The 12,237-nt window shown below is 48.2% G+C and carries 13 protein-coding genes; 10 read left to right on the top strand and 3 right to left on the bottom strand.

Annotated features, from left to right (window positions below; all coding sequences use genetic code 11):
• Positions 1 to 142 precede the first annotated feature (142 nt).
• From EXG77_RS14925 to EXG77_RS14895, 7 genes are all read left to right on the top strand, one after another.
• Positions 143 to 907 (top strand): TerC family protein, encoded by a 765-nt coding sequence (locus EXG77_RS14925; RefSeq protein ID WP_035399182.1) that lies wholly within the window; start codon positions 143 to 145, stop codon positions 905 to 907.
• A gap of 51 nt (positions 908 to 958) precedes the next feature.
• Positions 959 to 2,092, top strand: coding sequence for a YfbR-like 5'-deoxynucleotidase (locus tag EXG77_RS14920; protein ID WP_023466777.1), 1,134 nt, complete (start codon positions 959 to 961; stop codon positions 2,090 to 2,092).
• Positions 2,089 to 3,291: a multidrug effflux MFS transporter gene (locus EXG77_RS14915; RefSeq protein ID WP_035399180.1), complete on the top strand. Its 1,203-nt coding sequence runs from the start codon at positions 2,089 to 2,091 to the stop codon at positions 3,289 to 3,291. The genes EXG77_RS14920 and EXG77_RS14915 overlap by 4 nt, the downstream gene beginning before the upstream one ends.
• 152 nt (positions 3,292 to 3,443) lie before the next feature.
• A complete protein-coding gene (locus EXG77_RS14910; protein WP_035399178.1) occupies positions 3,444 to 3,671 on the top strand; it encodes a hypothetical protein in 228 nt (75 codons plus the stop codon).
• Positions 3,661 to 4,182, top strand: a complete 522-nt coding sequence (locus tag EXG77_RS14905) for an NfeD family protein (RefSeq protein ID WP_023466781.1) — start codon at positions 3,661 to 3,663, stop codon at positions 4,180 to 4,182. Before EXG77_RS14910 ends, EXG77_RS14905 begins: the two co-directional genes overlap by 11 nt.
• A complete protein-coding gene (locus EXG77_RS14900; protein ID WP_023466783.1) occupies positions 4,179 to 5,699 on the top strand; it encodes a flotillin family protein in 1,521 nt (506 codons plus the stop codon). The genes EXG77_RS14905 and EXG77_RS14900 overlap by 4 nt, the downstream gene beginning before the upstream one ends.
• Positions 5,700 to 5,749: 50 nt before the next feature.
• Positions 5,750 to 5,965, top strand: coding sequence for a hypothetical protein (locus EXG77_RS14895; protein WP_035399176.1), 216 nt, complete (start codon positions 5,750 to 5,752; stop codon positions 5,963 to 5,965).
• Between the two features lie 274 nt (positions 5,966 to 6,239).
• Here the strand turns inward: EXG77_RS14895 and EXG77_RS14890 are convergent, their stop codons facing one another.
• Positions 6,240 to 7,088, bottom strand: coding sequence for a DegV family protein (locus tag EXG77_RS14890; protein WP_035399175.1), 849 nt, complete (start codon positions 7,086 to 7,088; stop codon positions 6,240 to 6,242).
• Positions 7,089 to 7,104: 16 nt separating this feature from the next.
• Positions 7,105 to 7,926, bottom strand: a complete 822-nt coding sequence (locus EXG77_RS14885; protein ID WP_035399173.1) for a biotin/lipoate A/B protein ligase family protein — start codon at positions 7,924 to 7,926, stop codon at positions 7,105 to 7,107.
• Between the two features lie 145 nt (positions 7,927 to 8,071).
• Here EXG77_RS14885 and EXG77_RS14880 point away from each other — a divergent pair, with 145 nt between their 5' ends.
• The 3 genes from EXG77_RS14880 to EXG77_RS14870 all read left to right on the top strand — a co-directional run bounded on the left by EXG77_RS14880 (position 8,072) and on the right by EXG77_RS14870 (position 11,534).
• Positions 8,072 to 9,379, top strand: a complete 1,308-nt coding sequence (locus EXG77_RS14880; protein ID WP_023466787.1) for an HD domain-containing protein — start codon at positions 8,072 to 8,074, stop codon at positions 9,377 to 9,379.
• On the top strand, positions 9,376 to 10,233 hold the full coding sequence (locus tag EXG77_RS14875; RefSeq protein ID WP_035399171.1) for a phosphotransferase family protein: 858 nt from the start codon (positions 9,376 to 9,378) through the stop codon (positions 10,231 to 10,233). Before EXG77_RS14880 ends, EXG77_RS14875 begins: the two co-directional genes overlap by 4 nt.
• Positions 10,234 to 10,355: 122 nt before the next feature.
• On the top strand, positions 10,356 to 11,534 hold the full coding sequence (locus EXG77_RS14870) for a NupC/NupG family nucleoside CNT transporter (protein WP_023466789.1): 1,179 nt from the start codon (positions 10,356 to 10,358) through the stop codon (positions 11,532 to 11,534).
• Between the two features lie 54 nt (positions 11,535 to 11,588).
• Here EXG77_RS14870 and EXG77_RS14865 read toward each other — a convergent pair whose 3' ends face one another.
• On the bottom strand, positions 11,589 to 12,233 hold the full coding sequence (locus EXG77_RS14865; RefSeq protein ID WP_035399170.1) for an NAD(P)-dependent oxidoreductase: 645 nt from the start codon (positions 12,231 to 12,233) through the stop codon (positions 11,589 to 11,591).
• Positions 12,234 to 12,237: the final 4 nt, after the last annotated feature.

Genomic DNA, 12,237 nt, shown 5'->3' with positions numbered 1-12,237 from the left:
ACGGGTCGTTTTTTTGTGTTAGGTTTTCTTAAACAATGGGAATAAAACACAAGGTTAAGTACTTGAGTCGAGCTTTCATCTTTTTCTTTCCGATCGACCGGCATATAATAAATAGACTGAACAATAAAGGGGATTCGTTAGTATGGATATTGGATTAATTACACAGTATGCGACCGTCGGGCTCGTACTGATCATTTTGCAAGGATTACTATCCGCCGACAATGCGATGGTCATGGCGGTCCTCGTCCGACCGTTACCAGACGATCAACGTAAAAAGGCGCTTTTCTATGGTCTCGTCGGAGCACTCGTCTTACGTTTCGTGGCAATCTTCTTTGCCTCGTACTTAGCGACGATTTGGGAGCTTCAGGCACTCGGGGCAATTTATCTCTTTTATGTCGCGTTTAAAGGAATCGTCGAGGCACGATCGAATAAACACCAAGTACCGGACACGATTGCCTCACAAAAAGCCTCACCGAACTTTTGGTGGACGGTCGTGAAAGTCGAGTTCTCTGATTTAGCGTTTGCGGTCGACTCGACGCTTGCTGCTGTCGCCATGGCGACGACACTACCGATAATTGGTGGAACGATCGGTGGTCTGAATACAGGACAATTCTGGGTCGTCTTCTTCAGTGGGATCATTGGTCTCGTCATCATGCGTTACTTCGCGAGCTGGTTCGTCGTCTTGCTCCAAAAGCGACCAGGCATCGAAGAAGCTGCCTTTTGGCTTGTTGCATGGGTTGGTGTAAAACTGGTCGTCATGACACTCGCGCATCCGTCAATCGACGTCTTGCCGCATGAGTTTCCAGAGAGTACACTATGGCAAACGATCTTCTGGGTCGTACTTGCCCTGATTTTAATCATCGGTTGGTTCCGTAGCGGAAGTAGTTCAACCAAATCAGCAAAATAATACAATGGCGGGCAGGGTACTCTCTGTCCGTCTTTCGTTAGGAGAGATTTCATGCAAAACGGTAATTTCATTCGAATGCTGACACGGATGCAAAACGTTCCACGGTGGGATGAATATGCACCACGTTTTCCGGACAACGCAGCCAGTCACAGCTTTCGTGTTGCCTTATTCAGTTTGATGGCAAGCTATTTAGAAGAAGCAGACGGGCAAACACCAGTCGATCGCCTGACATTGCTCGGAAAAGCTCTATTCCATGATATGAACGAAGTCATCACTGGACCAATTAAACACCGGACAAAAAAAGAGCCAACGTTACATGCACACATTCAGGCAATGGAACAACAAGCAAGTGAACAGCTCGTTGCCTTACTCTCAAAGTCGCTTCAACCAGCGTTTACGACATACCTCGTACATGCAGAAGATGAATCACCGGAAGGACGGATCGTCGAAGCCATCGATACGTTCGATGCGATGTTGTACGCACGAAGGGAAGCACGGATGACAGAGTCCGTCTTTTTCGAACAAAAGGCAGCGGAATTACAGGCTGTTCTAGAACGACACCCACTCGTTTCGATCCGTCGCTTGACACAGTCGGTCATGGAAGAGGACGAGATGTCTCATTTCATTGAAAACGTCTTGATGATGGATACGATTCGGCGCTGGAAAGGACGTTTCAACACGATTGATGATAACGACGCGACACATGCGTTTCGAGCAGCCTCGCTTGGTATCTTCAATGGTCTGATTGAATCAGAGAAGTACGGCGTCACGATCGACATCGAAGAAGTCGTCTCGCGTCTCTTGTGTCATGATCTCGTTGAAGGAACGACGGGAGATGTTCTTGGACCTGTCAAACATGCGACACCGGTCACAGCAGCAGCCTTCGAAGCTTACGAACGGGCAGAAGGAGAGACGTTGATCAATAATCTACCGAAAGAAATCCGAGCACCGTTCCGTCGGTTCGTCGTGGAAGCAAAAGACGAGACATACGAAGGACAGATGGTCGATGTGATCGATAAACTCGACGCATTGATTAAAATGAACATGGAACGGAAGTTGAACGGGGTCGAGTATGAGACCGGTTACCGCGCACAACTCAAAAAGGTTCAGATGACATATGAAAATCCATCGGTCGTCTTTTTCCTCGCTTATGTCTTGCATGATTTGGATTACGTGACGTCATGACGAAAGAAACCATGACCCCACGCCGCTTAACGTTGATCTTGATCCTCGGTTCGCTTGCTGCACTCGGACCGCTCTCGATCGACATGTATCTACCTGCTTTTCCAGATATGTCACGCTCGTTTGATGCGAGTGCATCACTGATCCAATTAAGTTTGACGGCTTGTATGCTCGGAATGGCGCTCGGACAATTGATTGTTGGTCCGCTGAGTGACGTTCGCGGACGTAAACGACCGCTGATGGTTGCTCTGCTCGCATATCTGCTCGCTTCTCTCGCCTGTGCGATGGCACCGACGATCGAAGTGTTGATCGCGCTTCGATTCATCCAAGGGGCAGCTGGAGCGTCAGGAATCGTCATTTCCCGGGCAATCGTTCGTGACTTGTTTGACGGACCTGAATTGACGCGGTTTTTTGCTGCCTTGTCACTCGTCAACGGAACGGCACCGATTCTCGCACCCGTCATCGGGGGACAGTTGCTTCGGTTCGGTGACTGGCATTTCGTCTTCTACTTGCTTGCGATTTTAAGCACAATGATGTTACTTGCCGTCGCACTCCGTTTACCGGAAACGCTCCCGCTTGATAGACGTGTCGAAGGAAACCTGACGACGACGTTGAAGACGTTCGGACGCTTGTTGACGGATCGCGTCTTCATCGGCTATGCGTTCGCGCAAGCATTCGTCATGGGCGCGATGTTTGCCTACATCTCGGGTTCACCATTCGTCTTACAAAATATTTATGGCGCTTCGCCGCAACAGTTCAGTTTTTTGTTCGGTTTAAACGGAATCGGAATTATCTTAGCAGCACAAATCGCCGGTCGTCTTGCGGGTCGTGTCGATTCAGAGCGGCTGATGCGAATCAGTTTGACGATCGTTGCGAGTGCGAGCATCTTATTGTTCCTCGCCTTGACGTTAACGAATCAGCTGATCTTCGTTATGATTCCACTATTCTTCGTCGTTTCAAGCGTCGGTTTGATCTCGACGCTCGGTTTTACCTTAGCGATGCAAAATTACGGAGCAACGGCAGGCAGTGCCTCGGCTCTTTTAGGGCTCTTGCCGATGCTCGTCGGTTCGCTCGTGTCACCACTCGTCGGGATCATGGGAGAACAATCGGCTGTTCCGATGGGACTGATCATCATGACCTTAGATTGCCTGGCGCTCATTCTCTATTATGGTCTGATTGTTCGTCGACCGAATCGTTCATAAACGCTAATTATTCAAAAACGTTTGTCCTCTGTATGGGATGAACGTTTTTTTCTTTTAATGAAAGGAAAAGAATTGGAATTCATTTTGAAACATTTTCTAAAAAATAAGCGTAGAAGAGAAAGAAAGCCAGTACTTCAGAAAGGAGTGGAGCGATGAAACAGGAGTTGCAGCGTGAACGAGAGCCGTCGATTGAGGCAAGATTAGCACGTCATTTTGCCGCACAGAAAAAATACTTACGTCGTCAAGAAGAGGCAATCGATCAACGAGACAAAGAAGTGGCTCGTTTATTGTTTGAGGAAAACCGGGCTGCTTATCAAAGGGCTTACCACGAACTGTATGGCTCACATCCTTACATCGAGGTGAACGAAGATGGACGTTAGTACACTTTATTTATATGCGTTAGCGGCCGCTGCTTGTGGTGTGTTTGTGTCCATCCTATTCTCAGACGTCATTCCAGGCGTCGACCAAATCTTTCATCCCACGTTGATCTTATCTTTTGTCATCATCACGTCAGCGATCGGATTCGGACTCGAACAGCTCAGTCCGCTGCGTTCGATGTTGATTTTAATCATCAGCAGTGTGATTGCGTTATTAGTGACGACGCTGATGCATATCTTTTTATTCGTTCCGATGGCACAAGCCGAACAGTCGCTTGGATTTTCGGAACAGATGCTAGAAGGTCGCAGCGCAACCGTCATCGTGCCGATTCCGACTGAAGGATATGGTGAAATCTTACTTGATGACGTCTCAGGGCGCGTATCGAAATCAGCCGTTCTATTTGAAGGACCTGCCTTACCACAAGGAACGAAGGTGCTCATCATCGAGATCAAACAAGGCGTCGCGTCTGTCGTGACGTACCCCCAACAATGGAAAAAGGAGATGTTTACATGAATCCAGTGTTAATCGTATCGATCGTCGCGGTCGCGTTGATCGTTGCCTTAATAGTCTTATTCATCACGAAGTACCGAACGGTCGGTCCGGAAGAAGCGTTGATCGTATCCGGTAGTTATCTCGGAGGACGCAACGTCAATACGGATGAGTCCGGTAACCGGGTAAAAATTATTCGAGGTGGCGGAACATTCGTGTTACCTGTCTTCCAACAAGCGACACCACTGAGCTTGTTATCGAGTAAACTCGAAGTCACGACACCCGAAGTCTATACGGAGCAAGGTGTACCGGTCATGGCAGACGGTACAGCGATCATCAAGATCGGTAGCTCGATTTCTGAGATTGCAACGGCAGCGGAGCAGTTCCTCGGGAAATCAAAGGAAGAGCGGGAAGGGGAAGCGCGTGAAGTTCTTGAAGGACACTTGCGTTCGATTCTCGGGTCGATGACCGTCGAAGAAATTTATAAGAACCGTGATAAGTTCTCACAAGAAGTCCAGCGGGTCGCGTCTCAAGACCTGGCGAAGATGGGACTCGTCATCGTTTCGTTTACGATCAAAGACGTCCGTGATAAGAACGGATACTTAGAATCACTCGGGAAACCGCGGATTGCACAGGTGCGCCGTGATGCGGATATCGCAACGGCAGACGCGGAAAAAGAGACGCGCATCAAACGGGCGGAAGCTTCAAAAGATGCGAAAAAAGCAGAACTCGAACGTGCGACAGAAATCGCTGAAGCGGAAAAAGAAAATCAGTTGAAGATGGCAGACTACCGTCGCGAACAAGATATCGCGAAGGCGAAAGCCGACCAAGCGTATGATCTTGAGAATGCACGCGCACAACAAGAAGTTACGGAGCAACAGATGCAAATCAAAATCATCGAGCGTCAAAAACAAATCGAGCTCGAAGAACGCGAAATCCTCCGTCGTGAGAAACAATACGACGCGGAAGTCAAAAAACGCGCTGACGCGGATCGTTACTCGATTGAACAAGCTGCCCAAGCGGACCGTGCGAAGCAATATGCGGAAGCAGATGCAACGAAATACCGGATCGAAGCATCGGCAAAAGCGGATGCAGAACGAATTCGTCTGGATGGTCTTGCAAAAGCGGATGCGGAGCGGGCACAAGGGGAAACGGAAGCGGAGATCATTCGTCTGAAAGGTCTTGCGGAAGCAGAAGCAAAAGAAAAAATCGCGCAGGCGTTCGAACAATTCGGGCAAGCGGCGATTCTCGATATGGTCATTCGGATGATGCCAGAGTATGCGAAAGAGATTGCAGCACCACTCGGCAACATCGATAAAATCACAGTCGTTGATACAGGTAGTGGTGAAGGTGGCGGTGCGAACCGTGTCACAGGTTACGCAACGGATTTGATGGCATCACTGCAAGAGACGTTAAAAGCGTCGTCAGGATTAGATGTCAAAGAGTTGATCGAGAACTTCTCCGGTAAAGGAACAGCAAAACCGTTGACGGTCAACTTGAATTCCCATGATGCGGTGGCAGCGTCGAAAACAGAAGACTGATATAATTACTAGACATTATGTAGAAGTAGTTTCTGAAAGGATATCTCATCATGGATGGTTTGGCATTACTGCAAGATCGTTGGATGCTGTTGCTTCCGTTCCTCGTCGTCTTCTTGATCAACGTCGGGTTATTGACTGCCCTTCTTAAGAAGCGACGTGATTTACCGAAACTGTTAGTCTTCGGAATGGGTGGGATGGCGATCGTGTTCATCGTCTCCTCGCTTGGATTAAGCATGGCACTGCTGTTCTTCGGATACAATTCATAAAAAACGGAGCTGACTCAAAAGTCAGTCTCTACAAAGATAGGGGTGGCAGAATGATGATCTGCCACCCCTATCTCGTAATAAAAAGAATGACTCGTCACACGCAACTCCTACAGGAAAAAGCGCATTTATGCGCTGTCAGAGACAAACAAGACCCGCTTTCCTGCTTGAATGAAGCAGGAAAACTGGCTTGTGTCTCGCCTGAGGAAAGGGCGTGAACAGACGAGTCATTCTTTTTTTGAGTCAGCCTCGTTTAATGAAGTAAGAATAAATGCCGTTAACGTGGAAGGTCGTACCCAATGACGACGAGTCCCGGTCCAGTATGTGAACCGATCGCTGCGCCGGCGATCGTCAAGATGACTTCGCTTGGTGAAAACTGTGCTTCAATCAATTGTTTTAACTGTTCTGCCCGTTCGATCGAATCCCCGTGACCAATCATGATTCGATGTCCGTCAATCGCGGGACGTGCTTCTTCCATCCACTCGACGATTCGGTTCATGACTTTTTTCTGACCACGGATCTTCTCTTTTGGGATCAACTTCCCGTCTTCGACTGTCAATAGTGGCAAGATCGATAAGAGACCACCAATGAAGGCGCTAGCTCGCGAAACACGTCCACCGCGCATCAAATATTCGAGTGATTCGACTGTAAACAGATGACGAATCGTATTTACCTTGGCTTCAGCATAAGCCACTGTTTCTTCAAACGAATGCGTTTGTGCGTATTCTGCGACGTCGAGAACGAACAATCCTTGTCCTGTCGAAGCGGTTTTCGTATCGAGTACGAGATAAGGCACGTTCGGATATTTTTCGGCGAGTTCCTCTGCTAGCATCTTCGCGGTTTGATACGTTCCCGATAATTCGCTCGAGAAAGCGAGGTAGAGGAAGGGATCCCCTTGTTCGAAGTGACGCGTGAACACCTCGACCATCCGGCTGACTTCTACCTGGAATGTCTTCGGTGCTGCACCGTCACGCATCTTATCATACAGTTGTTTCGGAGATATCGATTCTCCATCGAAGAACGTGTCTTCGTCGATCAATACGCCGAACGGCATGACCGTAAAAGCATAAGCATCTAACATGTCTTTTGGTGCATCAGCACCACTGTCTGTGATCAATCGGATCATCACGTTCTCTCCTTTCTTAACCTAGGGCTTTTTCGTTTCGATCAAGCATTCGACTCAAGTTGACACCGAACCGCTCGTTCTCGAGTTCTGTCAAAGTCGCTGGTGTCAAATCAGCGCCGAGCGCAAGTAACGCTTCATACGCACGACGTAAGCATTCCTCGACCGTCAATGAGATGCCGAGTAGTTCTTCGAGGGAAGCCATCGTTTCCGGAACGACAGTCGGATAGACGAATTTCGTCGTCTCACCTTGAAGCGCTGCCGCGTAAAAGTCACGGACTAAAGCGGCGCGTTGACTTCCGCTTCCATTGACACAAAGATAGATTTGAACGGCAACTCCTCCACGAACACGACGCTGGGAGATACCAGCGAATTTTTTACCGGCAATCGATAAGTCATAAGAACCGGGACAATACGATCCGACGACTTCACCAGCGACGATCGCGTCCGTTTCTTGTGCGAACATGCGGCGAACGAGCGCAAGCATCGCTTCATAACCGCTGTCGATATCAATCCCACCGCGTTCAGGTAAGACGAGTGAAATATTCAAGACACCGACGTCGAGGACGACGGCAAGACCACCTGAGTTACGAACGACGGGCGAGAAACCATGTTCATGCAGAACGGCTACACCGTCAGCAAGATGAGGAAGACGGGCATCCTGGATGCCGAGGACGACGGTTTCGTGGTGAATCCAAGAGCGGAGTGCGGCTCCTTCTGTTGCAACGGAGGCACATAATGTGTCGTCCATCGCAAACGATTGTGTCGCATGGAAAGCAGTTCCGAGTGACGTTTGATCAAAAATACGATAATGTTCTTGTTTTAAGAGTTCGATTCCCATAGGCTCGTTCCTTTATTGTAGATTTGCGACATCATTATAGCACAGGGTGTGTAAAGTTTCTGTGCGAAGCGCCGCGCGAGACAGGAATCCTTGGAAACAAAACCGAACAACAACGACATAGACTCGATTTAAAGGAGAGAAACATATGTATCAATCATTAGGACAATTAAAGGAAACGAAGGTCTTCAAAGATCCTGTTCATCGCTATATCTATGTCAGTGATCAGTTAATTTGGCAACTGATCGGTACACGTGAATTTCAGCGACTACGCCGGATCAAGCAACTGGGAACATCATTTTTGACGTTTCATGGAGCAGAGCACACACGGTTCCATCATTCGCTCGGTGTCTATGAAATCACGCGCCAACTGATCGATGTCTTCAACGGTCGTGCCGATTGGGACGATCAGTACCGGGAGTTGACGCTGGCTGCGGCACTCTTACACGATGTCGGACACGGTCCGTTTTCGCACGCATTCGAGAACGTCTTCGGTGTTAACCACGAGACGTGGACAGAGCGGATCATCCTCGGGGATACGGAAATCAAGAAAGTCCTCGACCAAGTCGGAGACGGATTTGCGGAAGAAGTAGCGTCAATCATCAACAAGACGCATCCGAATCAACTGCTCGTCACGATGATCAGCTCACAACTTGACGTCGACCGGATGGATTACTTATTACGCGATGCGCACTTTGCCGGTGTCAGCTACGGAAAATTCGATCTCGAGCGGATGCTTCGGGTATTGCGTCCTGCCCATAATCAGATGGTTGTCAAACAATCAGGGATGCATTCGATCGAAGACTACATCATGCGAAGGTATCAGATGTATTGGCAAGTCTACCTGCATCCGGTAACACGGTCGAGTGATTACCTATTAAAGGCTATTCTTGAGCGGGCGCAGGAGTTGTACCTGTCCGCATATCCGTTTGCGATTGCACCGATTCATTTGATGCCGCTATTTGATCAGAAGATGGAGTTGCGTGATTTCCTTGGGCTCGATGAGACGATCGTCTACTTTTACTTTCAGCAGTGGGCGAACGAGCAGGATCCAATCCTTGCTGATCTCTCGAGGCGATTCGTTGACCGAAAGTTGTTCAAGTATGTCGATTATCCGGCTGAAAAGCGTGAACTCGTCCACGATAAGTTGTGTGAGTTGTTTGAAGCAATCGGCTTGAATCCGACGTATTATCTGCTTGAAGATAAACTCAGTCGTCTTCCTTACGATTTATATGGAGATAACGGTGAAATTAGTAAGCAACCGATCATGTTACAGATGAAGGATGGGCAGATGAAAGAGATTTCGCAAGTTTCACCACTCGTTCAAGCCATCGCGACGTCACGCCAGACGGATGAGAAGCTGTTCTTCCCGCAAGAAATTTTGCACGACTTGCGCGAACATGCGAATGAGAAGATGCAGATCGACCAGTTATTGATTGGTAGTGTGACATCATGATATCGTCCGCTGTCCTTACGAAAATCTTGCAACAGCTTGGACAGGAGGGAGGAGAGGTCGAAGTCTTAAAAGGCGCGACATCCTCCCTTGTTTTTCGGGTCGGTGAGGGAATTCTTCGTGTCCATACGAATCAAGACTGGCTACATGAGGAGCCGGATCTTGTCTTGCACGAGGTGTTTGCGTTACAAGCAGCAGGTGACTTAGCACCAGATGTGTTGGACTATCAAACTGATGTTAGAGACGAAGTACCGCCGTGGTTATATATGACGCGTTCACCGGGAGAGATCCGGCTTGATCAGGTGGATGAGCAGTATGTCGAACGATTGGCACAGATGCTCGCGGCAATCCATGCGCTACCGGTACCAGAATCTCGATACGTCTATCAGCCGTATGCGACGGAACGTCACGTTCCGACGTGGACGCAGCATCCGGAGAGATGGCGTCAGCTACTGGCGGTCGAACCGGACGAAAGTCAAACGATCCGATTCATTCATCGGGATTTTCATCCGGTCAATGTGTTATACGAAATGAATGGAACGTGCCATACGATTGATTGGATTAATGCGTGTGTAGGTCCCATTGAAGTCGACCTTGCGCATTGTCGTTTGAATCTTGCCTTGCTTGAATCCATTGAGATGGCGGATCATTTTTTAAAAAGTTACCTCAAACAGACGAAACGTTCTTACGATCACGCGTGGGATATTCGGGCTGTTTTTGATTTTGGACCTGAAACGATCGACGTCTATCCGGGGTGGAAAGCATATGGAAGGCAAAACCTTAGTCAGGACAATGTTCGGGAACGCTTGGAAAAGTTTGTCTTGAAAGTCTATGAAAATAACGAAAGCGGTTACTAAATGAACTTTTCCTCTTGTAGTTCTTCGAAATATTGATTATTCTATTACTTGGAAAGAGATTAAACGTCAGACATCGTACGAATGTACAACTGATAAACAACTAATAGATAGAGGGGTACTTCATGAAATATCTTATCGCACTACTCGGACTGGCTATCGTTTTCGGCTTGGCACTCCTTGTCAGCAGTAACCGTAAAGGCATCAAATTGAAACCGCTTGCGGTCATGCTAGTTCTTCAGCTCGTACTTGGGTTCATTTTACTCAATACATCGTTCGGATATATCGTCATTCGTGGCGTCGCGAAAGTCTTTGAAAAACTGCTTAGTTATGCGGCAATCGGAATTGATTTCGTCTTCGGTGGTTTAGCGAACGAAGGCGCACAACCATTCTTCATCAATGTTTTGCTCCCGATCGTCTTCATCTCTGCTTTGATCGGGATTCTACAATTCACGAAGATTTTACCACTCTTAATGCGCGGTATCGGTTTCGTCCTATCAAAAGTCAACGGTATGGGACGTCTTGAGTCTTACAACGCGGTTGCTTCAGCTGCGATCGGACAATCAGAAGTATTCATCACAGTTAAAAAACAAATCGGTCAATTACCAGCAAACCGTCTCTACACATTGTGTGCGTCAGCGATGTCGACGGTTTCGATGTCGATCGTCGGTGCATACATGACGATGGTAGAACCGAAATATGTCGTTACAGCAATCGTATTGAACTTGTTCGGTGGTTTCATGATCGTCTCGATCATCAACCCATACACGGTTGATCCGGAAGAAGATATTCTTGAAATCGTCGAAGAAAAACAAACGTTCTTCGAAATGCTCGGCGAATACATCATGGATGGATTCAAAGTCGCAATCATCGTTGGTGCGATGTTGATCGGTTATAACGCCTTGATCGGTATGGTCAACGATATCTTCTTGATGGTTCTAAACATCTCGTTCCAAGAAATCCTCGGATACATCTTTGCACCGTTCGCTTTCATCATGGGTATTCCATGGGCGGAAGCTGTCAGTGCCGGTAGTGTCATGGCAACGAAATTGATCACGAACGAATTCGTTGCGATGTTGAGCCTTCCAGAATACTCAAAAGAATTCTCGGAACGCACACTCGGAATCGTTTCTGTCTTCTTGATCTCGTTTGCGAACTTCTCGTCAATCGGAATCATCGCTGGTGCGGTTAAAGGATTGAACGACCGCCAAGGAAGCGTTGCGGCTAGTTTTGGTCTGAAGTTACTCTACGGCGCAACACTCGTCAGTGTCTTGACGGCAATCGTCGTCAGCGTCTTGCTTTAAGAGATACACTTATAAAAGAGCAATGGATCATTGATCCATTGCTCTTTTTGTCTGTCATTTAGTCGTACCGTGCGACGCAATCCCGACACGGACGCGATGATGGGTTCCGTCACGGTAGACTTCAACGGCGAACTGCGCGACGTTTTCCCGGGGAATCGGTCCTGTCGGTGCAGTGAAGCGTGTCGCCTCGATCAACAGGTCGTCAGCAGCAAGTGCGTTGTCTTCCGTCAGTTGTGTTGGGCAGATGACGGTGAAGTCGACGTCTGCATCCTTTAAGGTCAAATAAGCTTTCAAGTGATCCTCTGCTGCAATCGTCGAGCGTCGACGGGACTCACTCGATTGGAAACGATACTTTCCTGGTTCTTCTGATGCATCGAGAATGCCTGCTGTACCGATGAAGACGATCCGTTCGATACCTACGTCCTTCATCTTCGTGACGAGATGTGGAATCGCTGTCGAGAGTACCTGCTGTTGATCGGTACCGAGACAACTGAAGACAGCGGTACTTCCTGCGAGTGCTTGTTCGAGATCATCTGGATTTGTCGCATCTCCCGTCAGGATATGAAGGCGATCATGGACGGGTAAGCCCGGTGACGTGGAACGTACGAGTGCACGAACGTCGTAGCCATCTTCTAATAATCGATCAATCAAAGGTCGACCCGTTCGACCGGTCGCACCAAGTACAGTAACAGTAGTCATAAGA

This window comes from Exiguobacterium sp. OS-77 (genome assembly GCF_000414195.2).
GTDB classification, from domain to species: Bacteria; Bacillota; Bacilli; order Exiguobacteriales; family Exiguobacteriaceae; genus Exiguobacterium_A; species Exiguobacterium_A indicum.
The sequence above is the reverse complement of the archived record's forward strand: the minus strand, read 5'-3'. Positions and strand labels throughout refer to the sequence as shown.